This window comes from Prauserella sp. PE36, from assembly GCF_003311655.1.
Taxonomy (GTDB): Bacteria; Actinomycetota; Actinomycetes; order Mycobacteriales; family Pseudonocardiaceae; genus Prauserella_A; species Prauserella_A endophytica.
The window spans coordinates 59,727-84,364 of sequence record NZ_QEQT01000049.1; the positions used below are offsets into that span (position 1 = coordinate 59,727).

27 protein-coding genes are annotated in these 24,638 nt (G+C 71.8%); 18 read left to right on the top strand and 9 right to left on the bottom strand.

What is annotated here, in order from left to right; genetic code table 11:
• Positions 1-51: 51 nt before the first annotated feature.
• Positions 52-1,170: a M20 family metallopeptidase gene (locus tag DI005_RS10445; RefSeq protein WP_113641991.1), complete on the bottom strand. Its 1,119-nt coding sequence runs from the start codon at positions 1,168-1,170 to the stop codon at positions 52-54.
• 64 nt (positions 1,171-1,234) lie between these two features.
• Here DI005_RS10445 and DI005_RS10450 point away from each other — a divergent pair, with 64 nt between their 5' ends.
• The 8 genes from DI005_RS10450 to DI005_RS10485 all read left to right on the top strand — a co-directional run bounded on the left by DI005_RS10450 (position 1,235) and on the right by DI005_RS10485 (position 7,113).
• A complete protein-coding gene (locus DI005_RS10450) occupies positions 1,235-2,164 on the top strand; it encodes a nucleoside hydrolase (protein WP_113641992.1) in 930 nt (309 codons plus the stop codon).
• Between the two features lie 106 nt (positions 2,165-2,270).
• Positions 2,271-3,242 carry a porphobilinogen synthase gene (gene hemB / locus DI005_RS10455; protein WP_112266463.1) on the top strand — a complete coding sequence of 324 codons (972 nt, stop codon included), beginning with the start codon at positions 2,271-2,273 and terminating at the stop codon, positions 3,240-3,242.
• A gap of 11 nt (positions 3,243-3,253) precedes the next feature.
• A complete protein-coding gene (locus tag DI005_RS10460) occupies positions 3,254-3,772 on the top strand; it encodes a hypothetical protein (protein WP_112266465.1) in 519 nt (172 codons plus the stop codon).
• The gene (locus DI005_RS10465) at positions 3,769-4,209 is read left to right on the top strand and encodes a hypothetical protein (protein ID WP_113641993.1); all 441 of its coding nucleotides are present in this window, start codon (positions 3,769-3,771) and stop codon (positions 4,207-4,209) included. The genes DI005_RS10460 and DI005_RS10465 overlap by 4 nt, the downstream gene beginning before the upstream one ends.
• Entirely contained in the window at positions 4,206-4,553 is a 348-nt protein-coding gene (locus tag DI005_RS10470; RefSeq protein ID WP_113641994.1) for a hypothetical protein, read from the top strand. Before DI005_RS10465 ends, DI005_RS10470 begins: the two co-directional genes overlap by 4 nt.
• A 24-nt stretch (positions 4,554-4,577) precedes the next feature.
• Entirely contained in the window at positions 4,578-5,879 is a 1,302-nt protein-coding gene (gene hemL / locus DI005_RS10475) for a glutamate-1-semialdehyde 2,1-aminomutase (protein WP_113641995.1), read from the top strand.
• The gene (locus tag DI005_RS10480; protein WP_112266473.1) at positions 5,876-6,508 is read left to right on the top strand and encodes a histidine phosphatase family protein; all 633 of its coding nucleotides are present in this window, start codon (positions 5,876-5,878) and stop codon (positions 6,506-6,508) included. Before hemL ends, DI005_RS10480 begins: the two co-directional genes overlap by 4 nt.
• Positions 6,505-7,113, top strand: a complete 609-nt coding sequence (locus DI005_RS10485; protein WP_112266475.1) for a TlpA disulfide reductase family protein — start codon at positions 6,505-6,507, stop codon at positions 7,111-7,113. Before DI005_RS10480 ends, DI005_RS10485 begins: the two co-directional genes overlap by 4 nt.
• Here the strand turns inward: DI005_RS10485 and DI005_RS10490 are convergent.
• On the bottom strand, positions 7,018-8,082 hold the full coding sequence (locus DI005_RS10490) for a hypothetical protein (RefSeq protein WP_233520079.1): 1,065 nt from the start codon (positions 8,080-8,082) through the stop codon (positions 7,018-7,020). The two genes, DI005_RS10485 and DI005_RS10490, sit on opposite strands and share 96 nt — an antisense overlap.
• Positions 8,083-8,300: 218 nt before the next feature.
• Here DI005_RS10490 and DI005_RS10495 point away from each other — a divergent pair, with 218 nt between their 5' ends.
• The 4 genes from DI005_RS10495 (at position 8,301) to DI005_RS10510 (ending at position 12,935) form a co-directional block, all read left to right on the top strand.
• Complete coding sequence (locus DI005_RS10495; protein ID WP_112266824.1) at positions 8,301-9,050, top strand: cytochrome c biogenesis CcdA family protein; 750 nt, start codon at positions 8,301-8,303, stop codon at positions 9,048-9,050.
• Positions 9,047-10,663, top strand: a complete 1,617-nt coding sequence (locus DI005_RS10500) for a cytochrome c biogenesis protein ResB (RefSeq protein ID WP_113641996.1) — start codon at positions 9,047-9,049, stop codon at positions 10,661-10,663. The genes DI005_RS10495 and DI005_RS10500 overlap by 4 nt, the downstream gene beginning before the upstream one ends.
• Positions 10,663-11,631: a c-type cytochrome biogenesis protein CcsB gene (gene ccsB / locus DI005_RS10505; RefSeq protein ID WP_113641997.1), complete on the top strand. Its 969-nt coding sequence runs from the start codon at positions 10,663-10,665 to the stop codon at positions 11,629-11,631. The genes DI005_RS10500 and ccsB overlap by 1 nt, the downstream gene beginning before the upstream one ends.
• A gap of 86 nt (positions 11,632-11,717) precedes the next feature.
• Entirely contained in the window at positions 11,718-12,935 is a 1,218-nt protein-coding gene (locus DI005_RS10510; protein WP_112266495.1) for a MinD/ParA family protein, read from the top strand.
• Positions 12,936-12,965: 30 nt separating this feature from the next.
• Here the strand turns inward: DI005_RS10510 and DI005_RS10515 are convergent, their stop codons facing one another.
• Together DI005_RS10515 and DI005_RS10520 are read right to left on the bottom strand one after the other, a co-directional pair.
• Positions 12,966-13,151 (bottom strand): hypothetical protein, encoded by a 186-nt coding sequence (locus DI005_RS10515; RefSeq protein WP_112266497.1) that lies wholly within the window; start codon positions 13,149-13,151, stop codon positions 12,966-12,968.
• Positions 13,152-13,288: 137 nt separating this feature from the next.
• Positions 13,289-13,498 (bottom strand): BldC family transcriptional regulator, encoded by a 210-nt coding sequence (locus DI005_RS10520; RefSeq protein WP_112266498.1) that lies wholly within the window; start codon positions 13,496-13,498, stop codon positions 13,289-13,291.
• A 192-nt stretch (positions 13,499-13,690) separates the two neighbouring features.
• Here DI005_RS10520 and DI005_RS10525 point away from each other — a divergent pair, with 192 nt between their 5' ends.
• The 3 genes from DI005_RS10525 to DI005_RS10535 are packed head-to-tail and all read left to right on the top strand — an operon-like array spanning position 13,691 to position 15,515.
• Entirely contained in the window at positions 13,691-14,149 is a 459-nt protein-coding gene (locus DI005_RS10525; RefSeq protein ID WP_112266500.1) for an Lrp/AsnC family transcriptional regulator, read from the top strand.
• 11 nt (positions 14,150-14,160) lie between these two features.
• On the top strand, positions 14,161-14,445 hold the full coding sequence (locus tag DI005_RS10530; protein WP_112266502.1) for a DUF4229 domain-containing protein: 285 nt from the start codon (positions 14,161-14,163) through the stop codon (positions 14,443-14,445).
• Positions 14,442-15,515 (top strand): PLP-dependent cysteine synthase family protein, encoded by a 1,074-nt coding sequence (locus DI005_RS10535; RefSeq protein ID WP_112266504.1) that lies wholly within the window; start codon positions 14,442-14,444, stop codon positions 15,513-15,515. The genes DI005_RS10530 and DI005_RS10535 overlap by 4 nt, the downstream gene beginning before the upstream one ends.
• On the opposite strand, the gene DI005_RS10540 is transcribed toward DI005_RS10535, so the two are convergent.
• From DI005_RS10540 to DI005_RS10555, 4 genes are all read right to left on the bottom strand, one after another.
• Positions 15,508-16,380, bottom strand: a complete 873-nt coding sequence (locus DI005_RS10540; protein ID WP_113641998.1) for a 1,4-dihydroxy-2-naphthoate polyprenyltransferase — start codon at positions 16,378-16,380, stop codon at positions 15,508-15,510. The two genes, DI005_RS10535 and DI005_RS10540, sit on opposite strands and share 8 nt — an antisense overlap.
• A gap of 100 nt (positions 16,381-16,480) precedes the next feature.
• Positions 16,481-17,593, bottom strand: coding sequence for a hypothetical protein (locus tag DI005_RS10545; RefSeq protein ID WP_147263836.1), 1,113 nt, complete (start codon positions 17,591-17,593; stop codon positions 16,481-16,483).
• 75 nt (positions 17,594-17,668) lie between these two features.
• The gene (gene menE, locus DI005_RS10550; RefSeq protein WP_113642000.1) at positions 17,669-18,808 is read right to left on the bottom strand and encodes an o-succinylbenzoate--CoA ligase; all 1,140 of its coding nucleotides are present in this window, start codon (positions 18,806-18,808) and stop codon (positions 17,669-17,671) included.
• A complete protein-coding gene (locus DI005_RS10555) occupies positions 18,808-19,731 on the bottom strand; it encodes a 1,4-dihydroxy-2-naphthoyl-CoA synthase (RefSeq protein WP_112266512.1) in 924 nt (307 codons plus the stop codon). Before DI005_RS10555 ends, menE begins: the two co-directional genes overlap by 1 nt.
• A 48-nt stretch (positions 19,732-19,779) precedes the next feature.
• Between DI005_RS10555 and menD the strand changes: the two genes are divergently transcribed.
• From menD to DI005_RS10570, 3 genes are all read left to right on the top strand, one after another.
• Positions 19,780-21,450 carry a 2-succinyl-5-enolpyruvyl-6-hydroxy-3-cyclohexene-1-carboxylic-acid synthase gene (gene menD / locus DI005_RS10560; protein WP_113642001.1) on the top strand — a complete coding sequence of 557 codons (1,671 nt, stop codon included), beginning with the start codon at positions 19,780-19,782 and terminating at the stop codon, positions 21,448-21,450.
• A 186-nt stretch (positions 21,451-21,636) separates the two neighbouring features.
• Positions 21,637-23,145: a M1 family metallopeptidase gene (locus tag DI005_RS10565; protein ID WP_113642002.1), complete on the top strand. Its 1,509-nt coding sequence runs from the start codon at positions 21,637-21,639 to the stop codon at positions 23,143-23,145.
• A 22-nt stretch (positions 23,146-23,167) separates the two neighbouring features.
• The gene (locus DI005_RS10570; protein WP_228713610.1) at positions 23,168-23,617 is read left to right on the top strand and encodes a DUF3592 domain-containing protein; all 450 of its coding nucleotides are present in this window, start codon (positions 23,168-23,170) and stop codon (positions 23,615-23,617) included.
• Positions 23,618-23,677: 60 nt separating this feature from the next.
• Here DI005_RS10570 and DI005_RS10575 read toward each other — a convergent pair whose 3' ends face one another.
• On the bottom strand, positions 23,678-24,520 hold the full coding sequence (locus tag DI005_RS10575) for an inositol monophosphatase (protein ID WP_112266517.1): 843 nt from the start codon (positions 24,518-24,520) through the stop codon (positions 23,678-23,680).
• Positions 24,521-24,638 lie beyond the last annotated feature (118 nt).

Below are 24,638 nucleotides of genomic sequence, written 5' to 3' on the forward strand. Positions count from 1 at the left end.
ACCTTTGTTGCGTTGAACGCAACAAAGGTGGCCTTGGGTGCTTCTGGGGTACTACGTGCCGCACCAGGCGACGGCCACCCGCTCCAGGATCGCCACCGATTCGACGAGCTTCCTGATCGACACCCATTCGTCGGTCACGTGGGCCTGCTCGGCCTCGCCGGGGCCGCAGATCACCGTCGGCACCAGCCCGAACGCCGGCGTCAGCACCGAGGCGTCCGTGAAGTAGGTCGCCGCGCGCGGCGTCCCGTCGCCGTGGCCGGTGATCTCCCGCGCGATCTCGGCGACCGACGCCGCCCACGCGTCACCCGGCTCCGTCCACACCGGCGGCAGGTCCACGAGCGGGGCCAGGCGCACCTCGTCACCCGCCCGCTCGGCGAGACTCGCCAGCACGTCGCCGTGGTCCTGGCCGGCCACGGTGCGCACGTCCACGGTCGCCTCCGCGCTGTCGGGCACCGAGTTGGTGTTGAGCCCGCCGTGGAACGTCCCCACGTTCAGCGTCGGCCCGCCCATCACCGGATGCGGCCGCGCGTCGAAGGCGTAGGACTCCAGCCGCGTCACGGCCCGCGCGAGCTTGTAGACCGCGTTGTCGCCGAGGTGCGGCATCGAGCCGTGCGCCGTCACCCCGGCCGTCCTCGCCGACAGCCACAGTGCGCCCTTGTGGCCGTGGAAGACGGCGTTGCCGGTCGGCTCGGTGATCACGAGCGGTCCGCTTGGCCGTCCCGCCAGCCGCTCCGCGGCCAGCCGGGCACCGGCCGAACCGGTCTCCTCGGCGGCCGTCAGCACCAGCCGCAGGCCCGCCCGGCTCGGCCGGAGAGCGGCGACCTTCGTCGCGGCGGCGACGATCGCGGCCACCCCTCCCTTCATGTCGCTCGTGCCCCTGCCGTGCAGACGGTCGCCGTCGGGCTCGGCGTGGAACGGGTCGTGTTGCCACGACGCCGCGCCGAGCGGCACCGTGTCGACGTGGCCGGACAGGCACAGCGGCGGCTGGTCGAGCCCGGTGTGCCACTCCGCGATGAGCGTGCCCCGGCCCGGCTCGTGCTCGGCGACGTCCACGGTGAAGCCCGCCTTCTCCAGCAGCGGAGCCACCACGGCCAGCGCGGTGCTCTCGGCGTGGCCGATCGTGTCGACCGCCACGAGTTCCCTGGTGAGGTTCAGTACGTCGGCGCTCATCGGGCCAGACTAGGGCCGATCGCCGCCTTGCGGGGCCGTTGCGGGGCCGGTTGGCTCAGCGACCATGACCCCGATCATCCTCGACTGCGACCCAGGGCACGACGACGCGATCGCGATCATGCTGGCCGCGGGTGACCCGGCGCTGGAGCTGCTCGCGATCACGACGGTCGGCGGCAACCAGACGCTGGAGAAGACCACGCTGAACGCGCTGCGCGTGTGCACGATCGCTGGGATCACCGACGTGCCCGTCGCCGCCGGGTGCCCGCGCCCGCTGACCCGGCCGCTGCGGATCGCCGACGACGTGCACGGCGAGTCCGGGCTGGACGGGCCGACGTTCGGTGACCCCTCGGTGCGGGTGAGCGGCGAGCACGCCGTGGAGCTGATGCACCGGATACTGACCACGCACCCCGAGCCGGTGACGATCGTGCCGACCGGCCCGCTCACCAACATCGCGCTGCTGCTCACGCGGTACCCGGAGGACGCGGAGCGCATCCGTGAGGTCGTGCTGATGGGCGGCTCGACCGAACGCGGCAACGTGACGCCCTACGCAGAGGCGAACGTCTACGTGGACCCGGAGGCGGCGGCGATCGTGTTCGCCGCCGAGGTGCCGGTGACGATGTGTGGGCTGAACGTCACGCACCAGGCGCTGGTGACGCCCGAGGTGGTGGCCCGCTTCGAGGGGCTCGGCGGCGCGCTGGGGCGGACGTGCGTGGAGCTGATGACGTTCTTCGGCTCGACGTACCGGCGGCTGTTCGGCTTCGAGGCGCCGCCGCTGCACGACCCGGTGGCGGTGGCGCGGGCGCTCGACCCTGCGCTGGTGGAGTGCGTGGACGCGCACGTGGCCGTGGAGCTGCACGGCGAGTTCACGCGCGGGGCGACGGTGGTGGACCTACACGGCTACCTGGGCGAACCCCCGAACGCGAAGGTCGCCGTGACCCTCGACGCGGACCCCTTCTGGGACCGCGTCCTCGCCGCCGTCGCCCGCCTCGCCTGACCGCCCCCCAAGGCCACCTTAGGTGCGTTCAACGCAACAAAGGTGGCCTTGGGGGCCGGTGTGGGCGCGGTGAATGGGACGTTCGTGGCGGAGTAGCGTGTGCGGGGTGTTTCCTGAGCATCGGCCTCGCCGGTTGCGGGGTACGGCGGCCATGCGGCGCCTGGTCAGCGAGACCACGCTGCGGCCACGTCAGCTGATCCTGCCCATGTTCGTCGCGGAGGGCGCCGACTCGCCGCGCCCCATCAGCAGCATGCCGGGCGTCGTCCAGCACAGCAGGGACTCCCTGCGCAAGGCCGCCGTCGAGGCGGTGCGCGCCGGGGTCGGCGGGCTGATGCTGTTCGGCGTTCCGAAGGTCCACGACGCCGTCGGCTCCGGCGCCACCGACGAGAACGGCGTGCTCAACGTCGCGCTGCGAGACCTGCGCGCCGAGCTCGGTGACGACACCGTGCTGATGGCCGACACGTGCCTCGACGAGTTCACCGACCACGGCCACTGCGGCGTGCTCGACGAGGCGGGCGCCGTCGACAACGACGCCACGCTCGAGCGCTACGCCGAGATGGCGATCGCGCAGGCGAAGGCGGGCGCCCACGTGCTCGGTCCCAGCGGCATGATGGACGGCCAGGTCGGTGTGATCCGCAGGGCGCTCGACGACGCCGGCTACGCCGACACCGGCATCCTCGCCTACTCGGCCAAGTACGCCAGCGCGTTCTACGGCCCCTTCCGTGAGGCTGTCGACTCGCAGCTCAAGGGCGACCGCAAGACCTACCAGCAGGACCCTGGCAACGCCCGCGAGGCGCTGCGCGAGATCGAGCTCGACCTCGCCGAGGGCGCCGACGCGATCATGGTCAAGCCCGCGCTGTCCTATCTGGACGTGATCAAGGCGGCCGCGGAGCTGTCGCCGGTGCCGGTGGCCGCGTACAACATCTCCGGCGAGTACTCGATGATCGAGGCGGCCGCCGCCAACGGCTGGCTCGACCGGCGGCGCACGATCCTCGAGGTGCTGACCTCGATCCGCCGCGCGGGCGCCGACATGGTGCTCACGTACTGGGCGGCCGAGGCCGCGACCTGGCTGGACTAAGGTCTGCAGGCGTGACCGACTCAGACGAAACGGACGACCAGCGGCGCAAGAAGGGCCTGCCGCCCGCGCCCCGCTTCAGCGGCGAGGACCGGGAGCCCGTCAACCCGCCGACGCCGATCAAGGTGTCGTTCGTGCTGTGGCTGCTGTCCGGGCTCGTGCTGATCGCCGGCTTCGGGCTGACGCTCACGGCGAAGCAGGACATCATCGACCGGCTCGTCGAGATGAACAACGACCCGCGCATCTCGGAGGAGCAGCTGGCCTCGGGCGCCACTTCGCTGCTGTGGACGCTGTTCGTCGGCGCGATCGTGTTCGCGGTGCTCTTCGCACTCTTCGCCTGGAAGGCCCGCGAGGGCACCCGCTCGGCGCGCACGATCCTCACCGTGCTGGCCGCGGTGTCGCTGATCTTCCAGATGGTGCTGTTCTCCAACATCATCACGCTCGCCTCGGCGCTCGTCTCGATCGTCGCCGTGGCGATCATGTACCTGCCGAGCGTGCAGGACTACTTCCCCAAGGTGCCCAAGACACTGTGACGACGGAGCTGTACTCCGAGCGCGGCGCGAGCGGCTGGCCCCTGGTGTGGGGGCCGCTGTTCGCGGTGCTCGGGTTTCTCTCCGAGCTGATCATCGGCGACCGCCCGCACACCCTCATGTGGATCGTCACCGGGCTCGGCCTGCTGTGGCTCACGGCGGTGTGGGTGTACGCGCGGCGCCGGTTCCTGGCCGTCAGGGTCACTTCGACGCACCTGACGCAGGGCCGGGAGCACTTGAAGATCGCCGACATCGCGTCGCTGCCGGACGAGGAGGCCAAGCCGGGCACGCGGGTGCTCGGCGGCGGGCTGAGCGTGCCGCGCAAGTACGCCGAGGTGCCGGTGAGGCTCAAGGACGGCACCAGGGTGCTGGCCTGGGCGAGTGACGAGGAGGCGTTTCGCGACGCCCTGCGCGAGGCCGTGAAAGACTGCACGCCGTGAGCGACGTCGTCTGGCCAGCGGTACCCGGTTACTCCACCGAGCGGCTCCACCAGCCGTGGCGGCTGTTCGTCGCCGCGTGCGAGGTCGTGGTGGCCGCCGTGGCTGTCTGGGTCGCGTTCCTCGCCTGGGACAACTCGCTCACCACCGTCATCGTCCGCCTCGACGACGGTACCGAGCTCGTCTCCCGCGTCTACGCGGGCAACTGGATCGCGCTCGCCATCGGACTCGGCGGGCTGGCCGGGATCCTGGTGGTCGACGCGATCCGGCAGGCACTGCTCGGCGTGCGCACGCGCAGGCGCAGGTACCGCAAGTCACGCGACAACGGGCAGGTCGCCGAAGGCTGACCCGGCTTTGCCAGACTGGCAGGCGTGACAGGAGTCGAGCAGAGCAAGTCCTGGTTCGAACGCGCCGCCTCGGCCACGCCCGGCGGGGTCAACTCGCCGGTTCGCGCTTTCGCCGCGGTGGGCGGCACGCCCCGCTTCATGGTGCGCGGCGAGGGCCCGCACCTGTGGGACGCCGACGGCAACCGCTACGTCGACCTGGTGTCGTCGTGGGGGCCGATGATCCTCGGTCACGCCCACCCCGACGTCGTCGGCGCGGCCCGCGACGCCGCGTCGTCCGGTCTCTCCTTCGGCACGCCCACCACCGGTGAGGTCGAGCTCGCGGAGGAGATCATTCGCCGGGTCAGGCCGCTCGAGCAGGTGCGCCTGGTCAACTCCGGCACCGAGGCGACGATGAGCGCCATCCGGCTGGCCCGCGGCTTCACCGGCCGCGCCAAGATCATCAAGTTCGCCGGCTGCTACCACGGCCACGTCGACGCGCTGCTCGCGCAGGCGGGCTCCGGTGTGGCGACGCTCGGCCTGCCGACCTCGCCCGGCGTCACCGGCGCGCAGGCGGCCGACACGATCGTGCTGCCCTACAACGACATCGAGGCCGTGCGGAAGTCCTTCGCCGAGAACCCGGACTCGGTCGCCGCCGTGATCACCGAGGCCGCCGCGGGCAACATGGGCGCCGTCGCCCCGCGCGAAGGGTTCAACGCCGCCCTGCGTGAGCTGGCCCACGAGCACGGCGCGCTGCTGATCATGGACGAGGTCATGACGGGCTTCCGGGTCTCGGCCGCGGGCTGGTACGGCCTCGACGGCGTGGCGGGCGACCTCTACACGTTCGGCAAGGTCATGTCCGGCGGGCTGCCGGCGGCCGCGTTCGGCGGGCGCGCCGACGTGATGGCCAAGCTTGCCCCGAGCGGCCCCGTCTACCAGGCGGGCACGCTCTCCGGCAACCCCGTCGCGGTCGCCGCGGGGCTCGCCACGCTGCGGGCAGCCGACGAGAACGTCTACCGGGCGCTCGACGCCAACGCGCGCAGGCTCGGCGACCTCTTCGGCCGGGCGCTCACGGCCGAGGGCGTGCCGCACACCGTGGCCTACGCGGGCAACCTGGTGAGCGTGTTCTTCACCGAGCAGCCGGTGCACGACTACGCGGGCGCCGCGGCGGCGGAGACCTGGCGGTTCGCGCCGTTCTTCCACGCGCTGCTCGACGGGGGCGTTTACGCGCCGCCGAGCGCGTTCGAGGCGTGGTTCGTCAACGCCGCCATGGACGACGCCGCGTTCGAGGTGATCGAGACCGCACTGAAGCAGGCGGCGCGCGCGGCCGCGGCGGCGGAGCGCCCATGAGCAAGCAGACGCTGGTGCACCTGCTACGCCACGGCGAGGTGCACAACCCCGACGGCGTGCTCTACGGCCGGATGCCCGGGTTCGTGCTCTCGGAGCGGGGCCGGCAGCAGGCGCTGACCGTGGCCGAGGCGCTGGCCGGGCACGGGCTGGTGCACGTCGTGGCCTCTCCGTTGGAGCGCGCGCAGGAGACCGCGGCGCCGATCGCGGCAGCGCACCGGCTCGACATCGCCACCGACGAGCGGCTGATCGAGGCCGGGAACCGGTTCGAGGGCCTCAAGGTCGGCGTCGGCGACGGGGCGCTGCGCCAGCCCAGGCACTGGGGCAAGCTGCGCAACCCGCTCGTGCCGTCGTGGGGCGAGCCTTACGTGGAGATCGCCCACCGCATGCTCGGCGCCGTGTACCGGGCCCGCGCGCAGGCCGAGGGCTACGAGGCGCTGTGCGTGTCGCACCAGCTGCCGATCTGGACGCTGCGCCGGTTCCTCGAGGGCAAGCGGCTCTGGCACGACCCACGCAGGCGACAGTGCTCGCTCGCGTCGCTGACCACGCTCGTCTTCACCGGCGAGGAGCTCACCGACATCGTCTACAGCGAGCCCGCTGGCTCCACGGATCCCACGGTGACCGGCGCATGAGACGGGCACTGGCACTCCTGCTCGCGGCGGCGCTCGTCCTCGCGGGCTGCACCACGGGCGACGACGCCGTCTCGCGCGGCACGAGCTTCGAGTTCGTCGCGCCCGGAGGCAAGACCGACATCTTCTACGAGGGCGCCGATCGCCAGCCGGTGCCCGAAGTCTCGGGCGAGGACCTGTTCGACGAGAACAAGGAACTGTCCATTCGCGACTACCGCGGCAAGGTCGTGGTGCTCAACGTCTGGGGCCAGTGGTGTGGGCCGTGCCGCACCGAGGCCCCCGAGATGCAGCGGGTGCAGGACGAGCTCGGCGACAAGGTGCAGGTGCTCGGCATCGACGTCCGCGACCCGGACCGCTCCGCGCCGCAGGACTTCATGCGCAACCGGCAGTTGACCTACCCGTCGATCTACGACCCGTCGGGCAGGTCCCTGCTGCAGTTCTCCGGCTACCCGCGCAACGTGGTGCCCTCGACGATCATCGTGGACCAGCAGCAGCGCGTGGCCGCCATCTTCCTACGCGACCTCCTCGCGACCGACGTGATTCCCGTGGTGAACCGGCTTGCCGCCGAGGGCGGCCAGGCGCCAGGCGTCGAGCAGCCGGGCGGCTGAGCCGCCGACCGGGCTCACCGCGTCGGCCAGCGTCCGCTCGTCGGGCAGCCGGGCGCCGGTGACCGCGGGTACCGCCTGCGTCGCGTCATCGACGGTCGACGAGCACACGTCGAGCAGGTACTGCGGCACCCGCAGCGCCGGGTCGGTGACGCCCACGAGCGGTGTGCCGACCGCCGCGATCAGCGGGAAGACCGTGCCGGGGATGCCGATGCACGCCTCGGCGCGCGCGGACGCCCGCAGGGTGGGCACGTCGCTGATCTCGAAGCGGTCCCACAGGGAGCGGTCCTCGCGCGGGTGCAGGCCGACGAGGATGTGCCTGCCCGCGGCGGCGAGCCGTTCCGCCGACTCCAGCAGCACCTCGGTGCCCGGCGCGGCGCCGCCCGTGCCGTCGGGGTGTGTGACGCTCGTCGCCACCAGCACCACACCCGGCTCCGGCCTGCGTTCCGGGAGTTCGTCGGTCTGCGGGGAGCCGACCACGTGGATCTTGCGGCTCGTGCCGAGGTAGCTCGCGAACGCGCGGCCTTCGGCGGGCGAGGACGACGTGATCCGCCGCAGCCGCCTGCGCAGCCGGTGGGCCAGCTCGGCCTCGGCGGGGCCGAGGTAGGCGAGCGAGCTCACCGCGAGCGGGAGCCGGGGGAAGCGCTCGGCGCAGCTCACCGGCCATTCGCCCGCGCCCGTCACCACGAGCAGGTCGGCTTGACGCACCTGCTCCGGCGTCGCCACGGGCACGGGTCCCCCGGGCTCGATCCCGGAGAGGTCCGGCACGAGCTGGGTCAGTCGCCAGCCGCGGCGGGCGGCCTCGGCGAGCAGGGGTTCGACGTGGTAGGTGCCCCACGGCTCGTTGGTGGCCACGACCACGCGGAGCGGGCGCCGAGGCCGGGCGTGCGCGGTGCCGCCGAGGACGGCGAGCCCGGCGCCGCCGGCGGCGCCGAGGAGCAGTGAGCGGCGGGATACCCCAGAAGATCGCATGATCGGCAACGTAGCCAGCGGTGGTGAACAGCAGGGGAGCAATACGTGGCGGCAAGGTCGTGGCCGGCGGTCCTCCGCCGGGCGGCGAGGGATCAGCAGGGACCAGCGTGGTGTCTCGCGTGGCGGTGGACGGCATCGTCCAGACGCGACCCGGACCCTGCGACTTCACACGAAACCCATTCCTTACTCTGAAGGTCGTGGATCCGACCGCGCTGGCGATGTCCGGCCCGCTGCTGCTCGCGGCAGCCGTGGCCCTCCTGGCCGGCACGGTCTCGTTCGCCTCGCCGTGTGTCGTGCCTCTCGTTCCGGGCTATCTCGCCTACCTCGCCGCGCTCGTCGGCTCCGACGCGCCCGCCGTGCGGCCGGACGAGGATCGCAAGAAGGGCCGCGGCGCGGTCGTCGGCGCCGCCGCGCTGTTCGTGCTCGGCTTCACGGTGGTCTTCACCGCGGGCGTCGGCACACTGGTCTGGCTCGCCGACGCGCTGCTGACCAACGAGCAGACGCTGCAGCGCATCGGCGGCGTGCTCACGATCGCGATGGCGCTGGTGTTCCTCGGATTGATCCCCGGGCTGCAGCGCGACGTCCGTTCGCACCACGTGCCCAAGGCGGGGCTGTGGGGCGCGCCCGTGCTCGGCGCCGTGTTCGGGCTCGGCTGGACGCCGTGTATCGGGCCGACGCTGTCGGGCGTGCTCTCGATCGCGGCCGCGAGCGGCGGCACCGGCGCGCGCGGCTTCGTGCTCGTGCTCGTCTACTGCCTCGGCCTCGGCGTGCCGTTCCTGCTGATAGCCGCGGGCGCCAGGTGGGCGGTCGGCGCCACCGACTGGCTGCGCCGCAACGGCCGCCGCGTGCAGATCTTCGGCGGTGTGCTGCTGCTCGCCGTCGGCGTGCTCCTCGTCACGGGCCTGTGGGCGGAGCTGGTGGCCTGGATGCGCGACGCGTTCATCAGCGACGTGAGGCTCCCGCTGTGACGAGCACGGTCACGCCGGAGCGCAAGCAGTACCGGCCCACCCCCGCCCGCCGCGCGCTGGCGTTCCTTCGCAACACGTGGCGCGGCCTCACGTCGATGCGCACCGCGCTGGTGCTGCTGTTCCTGCTCGCACTCGCCGCCCTGCCCGGCGCGCTGCTGCCGCAGCACGACCTCAACGAGCCGAAGACGCGGGAGTACATCGCCAACCACGGCTGGTGGGGACAGCTGCTCGACCGGCTGCAGTTCTTCGACGTCTACTCCAGCGTCTGGTTCTCGGCGATCTACCTGCTGCTGATGGTGTCGCTGGTCGGCTGCCTCGCGCCGCGCAGCGTCGAGTACGTGCGCTCCATGCGGGCGAAGCCCGTGCTGACGCCGCGCAACCTCGGCCGCCTCCCGCACCACGTGCGCGCCGAGGTCGACGCCGACCCCGACGAGGTGCTCGCCGCGGCGGACCGGCGCCTGCGCGGCTGGCGCCGCGTTCAGCGCGACGAAACGGAGGGCGCCCGCAGCATCAGCGCCGAGCGCGGGTACCTGCGCGAGACCGGCAACCTGTTCTTCCACTTCGGCATGCTCGGCGTGATCGTCGCGTTCGCCCTCGGCGCGATGTACTCCTACGAGGGCCAGGTGATCGTCTTCGCCGACGGCTCCGAGGCCTCCGAGTTCTGCAACTCCGGCATCTACGCCTACGACTCGTTCAACCCTGGCCTTCGCGTGGACGGCACCGAGCTGACGCCGTTCTGCCTGCGCGTCAACGACTTCGCGGCGACCTACGCCGACACCGGCCAGCCGATCGCCTACGAGGCGAACATCGAGTACCAGTCCGGAGCCGACCTCGCCGCCGACACCTGGCGGCCGTACCACCTCGAGGTCAACGAGCCGCTGCGCACCGAGGGCGACCGCGTCTACCTGCTCGACCACGGCTTCGCCCCGACGTTCACCGTCACCTTCCCCGACGGCACCAGCCGGACGCAGGCCATCCAGTGGCGGCCGGTGGACAACACCACGGGCCTCTCCGAGGGCGCGACGAAGTTCGAGCCGCCCGGCATCACCGACGCCGAGGAGCGCAGGCAGAACCAGCTCGCGGTGACCGGACTGTTCGCGCCGAACGCGCTGATGCACGGCGAGATCCTCACCTCGGCGGGCCCCCAGCTCACCAACCCCGCCGTGGCCGTCGACGTGATGCGCGGCGACCTCGGCGTCGACTCCGGCCGCGGCCAGTCGATCTTCGAGATCGACCAGTCGATGGTGGACAGCGGACGGCTGGAGCGCGTGGCGAGGGAGAACCTCGACGTCGGCGAGCAGCTGACCCTGGACGACGGCACGAAGGTGCGCTTCGACGGCGTCGACCAGTGGGTGTCGCTCCAGGTGTCGCACGACCCGACCCAGGTGTGGGTGCTGGGCTTCGCGATCGCGATGTTCGCCGGGCTCGGCGGCTCGCTGTTCATCAAGCGCCGGAGGCTGTGGGTCCGGGTGGCCCCGGTCGAGGACGCGGACGGGAAACGACGTACCGTAGTAGAGGTGGGCGGTCTCGCCCGCACGGATCAAGCCGGGTACGGCGAGGAGTTCGCCAAGATCGCCGACGACCTCCTGACCGGTGACAGAAAGGCACCCTGATGCCGGTGAACGAGACGCTGTCGCAGTACAGCGACTGGTCCTACACCACAGCGGTAGCGGTGTACGTGTTCGCGATGGTGTTCTTCCTCGTCGAACAGTCCTTCGGCCGCAAGGGGCGCCAGGCCGCCGCGCGCACCCGCTCGCGTGAGCTGGTCGGCGCGGGCGGCCCGAGCACCACGGTCACGCCGTCGACCAGCGAGGAGCGCCCGACGAAGCCGCGCACCAGGGCCGAGCGCATCGGCCGCATGGGCGTGGCGCTGACCGTCCTCGGTGCCCTGCTCCACCTGGCCTCGCTCGTGCTGCGCGGGCTCGCGACGAGCCGCGCGCCGTGGGGCAACATGTACGAGTACATCGCGATCATCTGCTTCGTCACCGTGGTGACGTGGCTGGTGGTGCTGCGGAAGTCCCCGGTGCGGCACCTGTCGGCGTTCGTGCTGCTGCCGGTCGTGATCCTGATGTTCGTGGGCGGCACGTGGCTCTACACGATCGCCGCGCCGCTGCAGCCCGCGCTCCAGTCGTACTGGCTGGTCATCCATGTCTCCGCCGCCGCGGTCGGTTCGGGGATCTTCCTGATCCCCGGCGTGGCGAGCCTGCTGTACCTGGTGAAGGCACGCAACGAGAAGAACCCCGCCAAGTTCGCGCGGTTCGGCCCGAAGCTGCCCGCACTCGACGTGCTCGACCGGATCGCCTACCGCACCACGGTGTTCGCGTTCCCGGTGTTCACCTTCGGCGTGCTGTGCGGCGCGGTGTGGGCCGAGGCGGCGTGGGGCCGGTTCTGGGGCTGGGACCCCAAGGAGACCGTCGCGTTCATCGCCTGGGTCATCTACGCCGCGTACCTGCACTCGCGGGCGACGGCGGGCTGGCGGGGCAACCGGGCCGCGGTGATCAACGTGATCGGCTTCGCGGCGACGGTCTTCAACCTGTTCTTCGTGAACCTGGTGACGGTCGGTCTTCACTCGTACGCCTAGGCAACATGCTGTCTTGAGGTGGCACCGACTACCGTCGCGGGTGAAGGTAAGGGGGACAACCTCGCGACCATCGGAGGAATGACGCGGTGACCGGACCCATCGACCCGAACGGGCAGGACCAGCCGCTCTCGTCCGAGGCGAGCACGGATTCCACGCCCCACCCCGCCGTGCCGCCTGCGCAGCCGCCCCAGCGGCCCGCGTACCCGCCGCAGCAGCCGGCGTACGACCCGAACCTGCCCCCGCTGGCCCCGCAGGCGCAGCAGCCCGCTCAGCCCCGGCAACAGCACCAGCACCCGTACGCGCCGGCGCCACAGCAGGGCGGTCAGCAGTTGCCGCCGTTGCCGCAGCCGCAGCGCTCGCGGCACGCGCTCGGCAATGGCGCCGACCTCACCGGCGGCCAGTTCGTCAAGCGCATGAAGCGCACCCCGCAGTCGGGCTGGCGCAAGGCGCTCTACCTGGGCACGGGCAAGCTGATCAACCCGGGGGAGAGCCCGGCCGACCGCAGGCGCCGCGAGCTGATCTCGCGCGTCAACCAGCCGCTGCGGGGCTGCTACAAGATCGCGATGCTGAGCCTCAAGGGCGGCGTCGGCAAGACCACCACCACGACCACGCTCGGCTCCACGTTCGCGTCGCTGCGCGGCGACCGCGTGATCGCGGTGGACGCGAACCCGGACCGGGGCACGCTGTCGCAGAAGATCCCGATCGAGACCACGGCGACCGTGCGGCACCTGCTGCGCGACGCCGACCGGATCACGCGCTACAGCGACGTGCGGGCCTACACGTCACAGGGCTCGAGCAGGCTGGAGATCCTCGCGAGCGAGCAGGACCCGGCCGTCTCGGAGGCGTTCTCCGAGAACGACTACCGGCGCACGGTCGCGCTGCTGGAGCACTTCTACAACATCGTCCTCACCGACTGCGGCACCGGACTGATGCACTCGGCGATGAAGGGCGTGCTGGACTCGGCGGATTCGCTCGTGATCGTGTCGTCTGGCTCGGTCGACGGTGCGCGCAGCGCGTCGGCCACGCTCGACTGGCTCGACGCGCACGGCTACGGTGACCTGGTCAAACGTTCGGTCACGGTAATCAACTCGGTGCGCCCGAAGGCGGGTTCGGTCGACCTCGACAAGCTGGCCGCGCACTTCGCGGCGCGGACGAGGGGAGTCGTGCGGATCCCGTTCGACCCGCACCTGGAGGAAGGCGCGGAGATCGAGCTGGAACGCCTCGAGGAGGCCACCAGGCTCGCGCTGCTCGAACTCGCCGCGACGGTTGCCGACGGCTTCGCCGCCGACCGGATGGTGCGCTGAGGCCCAGCGGGCAGGTCAGCCGCGGCCAGGTCAGCCCTTGTCGTCCTCGTCGGGCTTCTTCGGGCGCTGCTCACCGAGCTTGCGAAGGAAATCCGGGTCGTCGTCGGGAGCGACGGCACTCGGGCGCTGCGGAACGCCGACGCGTTCGGCCCCGAACACCCGCCACAACAGGACGGCGATGGTCAGCGCGCCGATCGCTGCGAGCAGGTAGAGCATGCTCGCTCCCTTCGTATGCTGCGCGAGGTGGACTGTGCTTACCTCGAGATTAACCCTTTTGCCGGGTTCGGGGGGCGGAGGGTGCCCTGCGGCACTGGAGGGTTGCCCTCCGTCACCACCATCGCGCGGTCGCCGGATCAGGCGCGCTTGGGCTCGCTGGCGTCAGTGGTCAGCTCGGCGAGGAGCTCGTTGACCTCGGCCTCGCGGAACCTGCGGTGCCCTCCTGGGGTGCGGATCGAGCCGATCCGCCCAGCCGTCGCCCAGCGGGTCACCGTCTTCGGGTCCACCCGGAACAACGCGGCGACCTCGCCCGGTGTCAGTAGCCGTCCTCCCGTGGTCGCGGTCACTTTCCGCCTCCTTCACACCATCAGTGCCATACCGAGAGCGCGTCGGGCTTCACAACCGGCGTGCCTGGTCTTCGACGCCGCAATCGTTGCACTTCACCCGTCGGGTACTCGAACGGTTGTCAAAGGGTAAAGAGGTAGTAAGGGACAAAAGGGCCGGTTCGGACACGGTTCACCTGGATCTAGCCTTGGCCCGTGGACCAACTCGACCGCAAGATCATCGCCGAGCTCCGGAACAACGGCAGGGCCACCTACGCCGAGCTCGGCAGGACCGTCGGCCTCTCCGCTTCATCCGTACACGAACGCGTCGGAAAACTCGAGGCCGCCGGGGTGATCACCGGCTATCACGCCGTGGTCGACCCGCGCAGAGTCGGCCTCGGGGTCACCGCGCTCGTCGGCATCCAGCCCACCGACACCGCCTCCGACGACGAGGTCGCCGTCGCGCTCGGGGAGCTGCCCGAGGTGGAGAGCTGCTACGCGGTCGCGGGCGACGAGGCGTTCGTCGTCAAGGTCAGGGTCGAGACGGTCGACGAGCTGGAACACACCCTCGGCAGGCTCCGCCGCATCGACGGTGTCGCGCGCACGCGCACCACGGTCGTGCTGTCGACCCGGTTCGAGGGCCGCCCCAACAACACCGGCCTCGACCAGGGGTAGCCTCGTAGAACGTGAGCGAACGACCAGGTGAGCACCTCGCCCGCGACCTGACCCTGTACGTGCTGGCGCGCTTCGTGCTGGTGGGCGTGGTGGCCGCGATTCTCGTGCTGGTGGGCGTGCCGCTGCTGGTGGCACTGGCGGTGGGCCTGGTCGTCGGCCTGCCGCTCGGCCTCCTCCTGCTCCGCAAGCTCAACGCCCGCGTCACGGCCGGGCTGGCCGCCCGCAACGAGAACCGGGCCCGCGAACGGGCCGCGCTGCGGGCGCAGCTGCGCGGTGACACCCCGGAGACGGAGTGAGCGAGAGCACCGCCGCGTGGGTCCGTGAGGCCATCCGGGTCCTCGAGGCCGACGCCAATCGCAGTGCCGACACGCACCTGCATGTCTTCCCTTTACCTTCCGAGTGGGGCATCGACCTCTACCTCAAGGACGAGTCCGTGCACCCCACCGGCTCGCTCAAGCACCGGCTCGCGCGCTCGCTGTTCCTCTATGGCCTCGTCAACGGCCGGATCGGGCCGGACACGGTGCTCATCGAGGCCTCCAGCGGCTCGACGGCGGTCTCCGAGGCCTACTTCGCCAGGATGCTCGGGCTCGAGTTCGTGACGGTGGTGCCGCGCAAGACGAGTCAGGAGAAGATCGACCTCATCGAGTTCTACGGCGGCCGGTGCCATTTCGTGGACGCCCCGCCCGCGATGTACTCCGAGGCCGAGCGGCTCGCCGCCGAATGCGGTGGGCACTACCTCGACCAGTTCACCTTCGCCGAGCGGGCCACCGACTGGCGCGGCAACAACAACATCGCCGAGTCGGTGTTCACGCAGCTGCGGTCGGAGCGGCACCCGGTGCCGTCGTGGATCGTGGTCGGCGCGGGCACGGGCGGCACGAGCGCCACGTTCGGCCGGTACGTCCGCTACCGCAGGCACCACACCAGGATCGCCGTGGTGGACCCCGAGAACTCGGCGTTCTTCGGCGCGTGGGAGACCGGCGCGATGGACTACGCCACCGGCATGCCGTCGCGGATCGAGGGCATCGGCAGGCCTCGCGTCGAGCCGTCGTTCGTGCCGGAGATCATCGACGAGATGTTCCAGGTCCCCGACGCGGGCTCGCTGGCGGCGATCAGGTTCCTGCGGGAGCGCACGGGGCACTGGGCGGGCGGTTCGACCGGCACCAACCTCTACGGTGCGTTCACGCTGATCTCGCGGATGCTCGCCGAGGGGGAGCAGGGCAGCGTCGTCACGTTGCTGTGTGACGGCGGGGAGCGCTACGCCAAGACCTACTACGACGACGCGTGGGTGGCCGAGCAGGGCCACGACCTCGCGCCGCACCGCGCGGCGATGGAGCGGTTCCTGGAGACGGGCCGGTTCCCTAGCTGAAAGCGAGCGCGCCGCCGGTCAGCACGGCCCAGGCCAGCATGGCCATGCCGGTGCCGCCGAGCACGGGGATCAGCGCCCTGCCCGAGCCGCCGCCCGCGATGGTGCGCACCGGAACGGCCAGCAGTGGCGCGGCGAGCAGGCCCACGAACGCGAGTGGGCTCGCGATGCCGAGCGCCACGGTGACCGCGAACGGAACGCTCACGAGCACGAGGTACAGCCGCCGGGTTCCGGCGTCGCCGAGTTTGACGGCCAGCGTGCGCTTGCCCGCCTCGCGGTCGGTGGGGATGTCGCGGAGGTTGTTGGCCACGAGCACCGCTGTGGACAGCGATCCGATGGCGACCGCGCAGCCGAGTGCCGCCCAGCTGACGGTGCCCGCCTGCACGTAGACCGTGCCGAGCACGGCGGCGAGGCCGAAGAAGACGAACACGGCCACCTCGCCGAGACCCGCGTAGCCGTAGGGCCTGCGGCCACCGGTGTAGAACCAGGCGCCCGCGATGCACGCGGCGCCCAGCAGGAGCAGCCACCACGTGCCCGTCGCGGCGACGAGCACGAGCCCGAGCACCCCGGCGATGCCGAGCGAGGCGAGTGCGGCGGCGAGCACGACCTTCGGCCTGGCAACGCCGGAGCCGACCAGCCGCAGCGGGCCGACGCGCTCGGTGTCGGTGCCGCGCACGCCGTCGGAGTAGTCGTTGGCGAAGTTGACGCCGATGATCAGCGCGAGCGCCACGAGCAGCGCCAGCAGCGACTGCCACCACGAGAAGGCGCCGAGCTGTACGGTCGCGCCGACGCCGGCCAGGACGGGGGCGACGGCGTTGGGCAACGTCCGCGGCCGCGCCCCCTCGATCCACTCCGCAACGGTTGCCATACCGCCATTCTTCGCCATGCCGATCTCCACGCGGTGCCGACCGCAGGGAAGGTGGCCTTCACCGCGGCTGGGTGGCCGGTGCGCGGCGGGTGGGGTTGGCTCAGCACATGGGGGCGGGCAGGGCCTCGCGGATGTGGGCGGCCGAGACGTACATGCCGGGTGCGAGGCGGTACCAGCGGTTGGAGTGGCCCTGGGAGCCCGCCTGCCACTGCCCGACGGCGACGCACTCGATGCGCACCCGCGCGGCCGGTGCGGCGAAGCCCACCTGCGGCGCCGAGAGCGAGGGTCCGGTGCGCACGTTGAGCGCCCACGGCGCCTCGACGGTGCCCCACGGCCCGTGCCCGGTCCACTGGTAGGTCACGTTCACCCAGGCGTTGTCGGCGAGGCGAAGGCCGTCCCAGAAGGTGCCGTCGGCGAGGTCGATCCCCGCCGGGTTCTTCACCTTCCGCCCGAACTGGTCGCGGCCCCCGTTGTAGCCGTCCTGGTAGGCGGCCTGCGCCTGCGGCACGCCGTGCGGCAGGTCCCGCCACGACTCGCGGCCGGGGTTCCAGTGGTCGTCCTTGGTGTTCCACGGCCCGACGTCCCACACCGGCGCCCATTCACAGCGCTGGTTGCCGATGGTGCAGACCTTGACCGTGTAGTCGCCCCCGGCGCGGGTGGCGAGGCCGCGCCGGGAGGGCAGCGCGACGAAGTGGTCCCGCTCGGTGATCACGTGCCCGTTCGCGGTGGTGCCGCCGACGAGACCCTCGCGCGTGGCGAAGATCCGGAACGTCGTGCCGTGCGCCGTGCCACCGGCCTCCGCCGAGGCGTCGTGCCAGGCCGTGAGGGTCACCGGCTTCGGCTCACCCCCGGCGGTCGTCACCACGCGGGCCTGTACCGACGTCGTGCGCTCGGGTAGCACGGCTGGCGCGCTTTCACCGATCTCGATCCACTCCGACCACGTGCCGTCGGCGCGCAGCCCTCGCACGTCCACGGCCGCGCCGGGTCCGGGCGCCGTGGTGGTGACCGAGTTGACGCCGACGTCGAGGTGCTCGACGGGGTGGTCGGTGACGCCGAGTCCCAACGGGTCCGTCGTCGCGCGGACGACGGGCCCGGGTGCGGGGTCGAGGGTCCAGCTGACCGTTTCGTCCGCATCGGCCATCGCCGCCGGGAAGGTCAGTGCCAGTCCGATGATCGCCGACAATGCGGCTGACCTGCGTCTTCGCTGCTTCATGCCCGCAGGAAAAGCCGCGGCCGCGGGCATGTCAACGAACCACGACGTGCCGTCGTAGAACGCCAGCCTGCCGGGTTACCCCAGCAGGGTGGACCGCACGGCGGCGCGGTCGATCTTGCCCGGCCCGATCAGGGGCAGCTCGGCGACGAACGCGAGCCGTTTCGGGACGCCGGGCGCGCCCAGCGCCTCGCGGACGAGCGCCTTCAGCTCCTCGGCCGGCGGCGCCGGCCCTTCGGGCACCACCGCCGCCGCCACGATCTGCCCCCACTCCGGGTCGGGCAGCGCCACCACGCACGCCGCGCGCACGCCCGCGTGCCGGGTGAGCGCCCGCTCCACGCTGCCGGCGGGCACCTTCACGCCGCCGGTGTTGATCACGTCGTCGGCGCGGCCCAGCACCTCCAGCCGCCCGTCGTCGTGGAGCCTGCCGACGTCGCTCGTGCGGAACCAACCGCCGGAGAACGCCTCGGCGGTCAGTCCGGGACGCAGCCGGTAGCCGTGCGCGAGGACGTCGCCCGCGAGCTCGACGCGGTCACCCGCCCCCAGCCGCACCCGCACCCCGTCGAGTGGCACGCCGTCGTAGACGCAGCCGCTCGCCGTCTCGCTCATCCCGTATGCCGACACCACCCGCACGCCCGCCTCGGCGGCCCGCTCCCGCAACCGGTCGTCGAGACGCGCACCGCCGAGCACGATCGCGTCGAACCCGTTCGCGCCTGAGCCGCCCGCGTCGAGCAGGCGGGCCAGCTGGGTGGGCACGAGCGCGGTGTAGTGCGGGCCCGGCGAAGCGAACAGCGTGGCCGCGGCCTCGGCGAACGCGGCCGGGTCGAAGCCGCGGGACGTGTCGAGCACCACCGGCTCCGAGCCCGCGACGTGCGCGCGCACGAGCACCTGGAGGCCGCCGACGTAGTTCGCGGGCGTGGCAAGCAGCCAACGACCCGGCCCGCCGAGCCGGGCATGCGTCGCGTGCGCCGAGGCGAGCAGCGCCTTCGGCGACAGGAGCACGCCCTTGGGGCCGCCCGTGGAACCCGAGGTCGGGATGATCACCGCCGTCCCAGGCTCGACGGGTGTGTCCGGCTCCATCGCCGCGAGCAGGCCGGGCGCGGCCGGATTGCGCGGGTCGAGCGGCAGGACGGCGGGGCCCCCGTCGAGCGCGGCGAGCAGCGCGGCCCGCAGCTCACCGATCGACGCGGGGTCCCCGCCGGTCCGGACGACGCGCATCAGTAGTAGTACGGGTAGTCCGACCAGTCGGGCTCGCGCTTCTGGAGGAACGAGTCGCGGCCCTCAACGGCCTCGTCCTGCATGTACGCCAGGCGCGTGGTCTCACCCGCGAACAGCTGCTGGCCGACGAGCCCGTCGTCGATGAGGTTGAACGAGTACTTGAGCATGCGCTGCGCGGTCGGCGACTTGCCGAGCACCTCGAACCCCCACTGCATCGCGGTCTTCTCCAGCTCCGCGTGCGGGATCGCGGCATTGACGGCGCCCATCTGGTGGGCCTCCTCGGCGGTGTAGGCCCGGCCGAGGAAAAAGATCTCGCGCGCGAACTTCTGGCCGACCTGGCGGGCGAGGTAGGCCGAGCCGTACCCGCCGTCGAACGAGCCCACGTCGGCGTCGGTCTGCTTGAAACGGGCGTGCTCGGTGGAGGCGAGCGTGAGGTCGCACACGACGTGCAGCGAGTGCCCGCCGCCCGCCGCCCAGCCCGGTACCACCGCGATCACGACCTTGGGCATGAACCGGATCAGGCGCTGCACCTCCAGGATGTGCAGCCGGCCCGCCCGCGCGGGGTCGACCGTGTCCGATGTCTCGCCGCTCGCGTACTGATACCCGGACCGACCGCGAATACGCTGGTCACCGCCGGAACAAAACGCCCAGCCCCCGTCCTTGGGTGATGGGCCGTTCCCGGTGAGCAGGACGCAGCCGACGTCCGGGCTCATCCGGGCGTGGTCGAGCGCGCGGTACAGCTCGTCGACGGTGTGCGGCCGGAAAGCGTTGCGAACCTCGGGACGGTCGAACGCGATCCGGACGATGCGCTTGCCGGATCGGCTCTCCGTGGAACGGTGGTAGGTGATGTCGGTGAAGTCGAAGCCCTCCAGCTGCGTCCACGCGGCGGGGTCGAACAGTTCCGATACCTGGGCGTCATGCACGCTTGGGAGAATATGCCGTTCATCCGTCAGGCCTGAGGGGGCTCGCTCGTGAACCCTTCCACCGCGCAGGCGAGGGTCATCGTCGACGAGCTCGTTCGCAACACGGTGTCCCACGTGGTGCTGAGCCCCGGGTCACGCAACGCGCCGCTGTCGCTGGCGCTCTACGAGGCGGCCGCCGAGGGCAAGCTCACCCTGCACGTCCGCATCGACGAGCGGAGCGGGGCGTTCCTCGCGCTCGGCATCGCGGCTCGCACGGGGCGGCCCGTCGCCGTGGTGTGCACGTCGGGCACGGCGGCGGCCAACTTCCACCCCGCCGTGCTGGAGGCCGACCGCGCCGGGGTGCCGCTCATCGTGCTCACCGCCGACCGCCCTCCGGAGCTGCGCGCGGCCGGGGCCAACCAGGTGATCGACCAGCACAACCTCTACGGCGACGCCGTCCGTTACTTCGACGAGCTCGCCGTCGCCGAGCGCAGGGCAGGCCAGAACGCGTACTGGCGCAGCCAGGTGTGCCGGGCGTGGAACGCCGCCTACGGCGAGTGGCGCTGCGGCCCGGTGCACCTCAACGTCCCCTTCCGTGAGCCGCTGGTGCCCGACGGGGACGACGAGTGGTACGAGTCGCTCGACGGCCGTCCGCAGGGCGCCCGCTGGACGGAGCTGCCCGACTTCGGCGCGCTGCCGTCGTTCGTGGTCCCCTCGGCCCGGCACGGGCTGGTGATCGCGTGCGACGCCGGGGTGCGCGCGGCGAGCGAGTGGGCCGAGCAGCACGGCTGGCCCGTGGTGTCGGAGACCGGCGGGCTCGGCCTCGGCGGCGCGACCGCGATCTCCGGCGGGGCGTGGGTGCTGGGCGTGGAGGAGTTCATCGCAGCGCACAAGCCCGAGCAGGTGCTGTGCATCGGGCGGCCCACGGTGTTCCGGCAGGTGCAGCGGTTGCTGTCGGACCCGTCGATCGAGGTGCTCCTGGTGCGGCCCGACTCGGACTGGCCCGCGCCCGCCCACAACGTCCGCCAGGTGGGGCAGTGGTTCGACGAGCCGACCAAGCCGTCGGACCCGGAGTGGCTCGCGCGCTGGCAGCGGGCCGACGCGGCAGCGACCGAGACCGTGCGGGACCTGCTCGCGGACGAGCCGTGGCCGAGTGGGCTGCGCGTGGCCGACGAACTGGTGCGGGGGCTGCCGCAGGACTCACTGCTGGTGGTCGGCTCCTCCAACCCGGCGCGCGACGTCGCGCTGGCCGGCGGGCAGCGGCCCGACGTGCTGGTGCACCGCAACCGAGGAGTCGCGGGCATCGACGGCACGGTGTCCACGGCGATCGGGGCGGCCACGGTGCATCGCGGCCCGTCGTACGCGCTGCTCGGCGACCTGACGTTCCTGCACGACATCAACGGCCTGCTCACCGGGCCCGCCGAGCAGCGGCCCGACCTCACGATCGTGGTGCTCAACGACGACGGCGGCGGCATCTTCTCGCTGCTGGAGCAGGGCGCTCCCGAGCACAGCGACGCCTTCGAGCGGGTCTTCGGCACGCCGCACGGCGCCGACCTCGCCGCGCTGTGCGCCGGGTACCACGTGCCGCACACGCTCGTCGAGACGCTCACGGAGTTCCGCGCCGCGCTGCGCCCGCGGCCGGGTCTGCGCGTGGTGGAGGTGCGAGTGGACCGTTCGCGGCACCGGGACCTGCACGCCCGCCTCCGCGCCGCGGTCGCCGACGCGGTCACCAGCTCCTGATCGACCGCAGTGAAGGCCACCATGCCTGCGCCCGCCCGTCTCCCCCCACCGCCCAGACGGAGGCGCTGCGCGCCGCTGTGCCTGATTCACCGCAGTGAAGGTGGCCTTCACTGCGGTCGGGCCTACGGGACAAGAGCCGCCTTTCGGCCGTGTTCCCCGTGTGAGATCGGCGCTAGTTTGCCCGCCATGCGCCTTCCAATACGCGCCGCCACCGGCGCAGTCGCGACGGGTCTCGCGACAGTTCTCCTGGCGACCACGGCCAGTGCGGCCCCCGCGCCCGGCGACCCCGGGCTCGGCGACCCGTACTACCCGGGCGCGGGCAACGGCGGTTACGACGTCGCCCACTACGACATCCGGCTCACCTACCAGCCGGACACCGACCAGCTGGCGGGGACCACCACGATCCTCGCCACCACCACGCAGGAGCTCTCCAGCCTCAACCTCGACTTCGGGCTCAAGGTCAACTCGGTGCGGGTCAACAACCAGCCCGCCCGGTTCGCCAAGGACCCCGACGACTTCACCGAGCTGGTGGTCACGCCGCGAAGGCCGCTGGCGAAGAACCAGTTCGTGACCGTCGTCGTCACCTACGCCGACGTGCCATCGAAGGTCACCATCGACGGCTACCAGGCGTGGAAGAAGACGCCGACCGGCGCACTCGCCGTCGACCAGCCGACCATCGCCGAATGGTGGTACCCCTCGAACGACCACCCGACCGACAAGGCGACCTTCGACATCTCGGTCGAGGTGCCCGACGACGTCTCCGCGCTGTCCAACGGCACGCTCGTGCGCAAGACCAAGCAGCGCAAGGACTGGACGCGCTGGAACTGGCGCAGCACCGAGCCGATGGCCACCTACCTCGCGTTCATCGCGGTCGGCGACTACGAGGTGCTGCAGTCGGAGACGCCGAGCGGCCAGCCGTTCGTCACCGCCTACGACCCGCTGCTCGGGCCCAGCCTGCCGGCCGCGAAGGCGAGCATCGAACGCTCGCCCGAGGTCGTCGAGTTCCTGGAGGGCTACTTCGGCCCTTACCCGTTCGAGGCGCAGGGCGGCATCGCCACCACGGGCCTCGGCTTCGCGCTGGAGAACCAGACGCGCTCGGTGTACGACGCGGCGTTCTTCCGCTCCGGCACCAACATGTCCGTGGTCGTCCACGAGAACGCACACCAGTGGTTCGGCGACTCCGTGGCGCTCGGTGCGTGGAGTGACATCTGGCTCAACGAGGGCTTCGCCACCTACGCGGAGTTCATGTGGTCGGAGTACGCGGGCGAGGGCACGGCCGACGAGCTGGCCCAGTACGTCTACGAGCTCTACCCGGCCGACGACGAGTTCTGGCAGGTCCTGCCCGGTGACCCAGGCCCGGAGAACCAGTTCCACGCCGCCGTCTACGACCGGGGCGCGCTCGCCGCGCACGCGCTGCGCAAGGCCGTCGGAGACGATGCGTTCTTCACGATCCTCCGGACGTGGCTGGAGAAGAAGAAGGACAGCCACGGCACGATCCCGGAGTTCGTGGAGCTCGCCGAGCGGATCTCCGGACAGCAGCTGGACGAGGTGTTCGAGACGTGGCTCTTCACCGCGGGCAAGCCCGCCGAGAGCCCGAACGGTACGCCCGCGACGGCACGCGCCGCGGCCGTGGCGCAGCCGGAGTCGTACCCCGAGATCCGGTTCACGCACGAGCAACTCGCCGCGGGCGAGTGATCGGGGCGGTTATGCTCGCCGCGTGCTAGGAATCCCGAACGAACGAGCGTTGCGCATCGGGGCGTGGGTGGTCCTCGGAGTGGCCGCTGTGATCACGCTGCTGTGCGCGACGCTCGTCTTCGGGGCCCTGCGCAACGACCGCGCGATCGCCGCCAACCACGGCATCGCGACGGCACAGGTCGACCAGGTGCTGTTCGACCGCACGATCATCCGCTTCGACACGCCCGACGGCGTCACGCACAGCCCGTCCAACGGCGTGCTCTACCCCGACGGGCTCAACGCGGGGCAGCTCGTGCGCATCGAGTACGACACCACCAACCCCGACCTGGCGAAGGTCGCCGGGCGCACGTGGTTGCTGACGCTGCTGCCGGTGGGCACCACGGCGCTGTTCACGTGGCTGGTCGCGGGGCCGCTGCTGTGGTGGATCCGCTCGCGCCGCCGCAAGCTCACCGAGGAACCCGTCGCCGCCTAGCCAAACCGCGGTGTGCCGCAACGCAGTGAAGGTGGCCTTCACTGCGGTCGGGGGTACGGCTCAGCGGGCCGCGGCCGGGACCACGCCCGACCACCAGCCCATCACCTCGTCGGCAACGCCCGGTGCGGCGACGAGCAGGCCGTCGGTGGGCAGGGCGGTGCCCTCGCCGCGCCGGTCCAGCACCACGGCGCCCGCCTCGATCGCCAGCGCGACCGCGCCCGCGACGTCCCACTCGTGATAGCTGTGCAGCACGGCCGCTGTCGCGTGGCCCAGCGCCACCTGGGCGATCGACAACGCCGCCGAGCCGAGCACCCGGACCCCGGCGTGTGCCGCGGCCGCGCGCTCGATGAACTCGCCCATGCCCGGCCACGGACCCGTGCGGGCCAGCTCGGTGCACACGATCGCGCCCGCCGTCCTCGTCCGCGCGGTGAGCTGTACCGGCTTTCCGTTGGCCCTCGCGCCCCGGCCCCTCGCCGCCGCGTAGATCTGCGCCCGGTACGGGTCGGCCACCACGCCGACCACCGGCCCGGAGGCGTCCACCAGCGCGAGGCTGTAGGCGCACCATGGCACCCCGGCGACGTAGTTCGCGGTGCCGTCGACGGGGTCCACCACCCAGCGGTACTCGGCTGCGTCGGCGCCCACGTCGGGCCCGTATTCCTCACCGACGACGGGGATGCCGGGGAACTCGGAGGTCAGCACCCGCCGCGTGTGCCGTTCGAGCGTGCGATCGGTGTCGGTGACCCAGTCGAACGGCGAGTCCTTTGTGCCGGGTTGCGCACCCCGTCCGGCCGTCGCGGTGATCACGTCCGTGGCGTCGTTGGCCAGGCGGCCTGCGACCTCGAGGGCCTTGGAGAGCAGGCCCGGTTCGACCGGCCGCGCCCGGCGGGAGGACAAGAGGGTCATGCCTCTCTAGCGTGGCGGCGCCGAGTGTCCGGCACGCGACGCGCAGATGAAGGGTCGCTCGCCATTCGTGAACGACTACGCTTTGTGACGCCCCGGGCGAAGAGTTTCGGCACCGTTG

Coding starts and splice junctions, on each gene's coding strand:
- DI005_RS10445 (WP_113641991.1), bottom strand. CDS start 1,170: ATGAGCGCCGACGTACTGAACCTCACCAGGGAACTCGTGGCGGTCGAC.
- menE (WP_113642000.1), bottom strand. CDS start 18,808: ATGCGCGTCGTCCGGACCGGCGGGGACCCCGCGTCGATCGGTGAGCTG.
- DI005_RS10575 (WP_112266517.1), bottom strand. CDS start 24,520: ATGACCCTCTTGTCCTCCCGCCGGGCGCGGCCGGTCGAACCGGGCCTG.
- DI005_RS10480 (WP_112266473.1), top strand. CDS start 5,876: ATGAGCAAGCAGACGCTGGTGCACCTGCTACGCCACGGCGAGGTGCAC.
- DI005_RS10545 (WP_147263836.1), bottom strand. CDS start 17,593: ATGAAGCAGCGAAGACGCAGGTCAGCCGCATTGTCGGCGATCATCGGA.
- DI005_RS10485 (WP_112266475.1), top strand. CDS start 6,505: ATGAGACGGGCACTGGCACTCCTGCTCGCGGCGGCGCTCGTCCTCGCG.
- DI005_RS10540 (WP_113641998.1), bottom strand. CDS start 16,380: ATGGCAACCGTTGCGGAGTGGATCGAGGGGGCGCGGCCGCGGACGTTG.
- DI005_RS10515 (WP_112266497.1), bottom strand. CDS start 13,151: ATGCTCTACCTGCTCGCAGCGATCGGCGCGCTGACCATCGCCGTCCTG.
- DI005_RS10565 (WP_113642002.1), top strand. CDS start 21,637: ATGCGCCTTCCAATACGCGCCGCCACCGGCGCAGTCGCGACGGGTCTC.
- DI005_RS10450 (WP_113641992.1), top strand. CDS start 1,235: ATGACCCCGATCATCCTCGACTGCGACCCAGGGCACGACGACGCGATC.
- DI005_RS10495 (WP_112266824.1), top strand. CDS start 8,301: ATGTCCGGCCCGCTGCTGCTCGCGGCAGCCGTGGCCCTCCTGGCCGGC.
- DI005_RS10490 (WP_233520079.1), bottom strand. CDS start 8,082: ATGCGATCTTCTGGGGTATCCCGCCGCTCACTGCTCCTCGGCGCCGCC.
- ccsB (WP_113641997.1), top strand. CDS start 10,663: ATGCCGGTGAACGAGACGCTGTCGCAGTACAGCGACTGGTCCTACACC.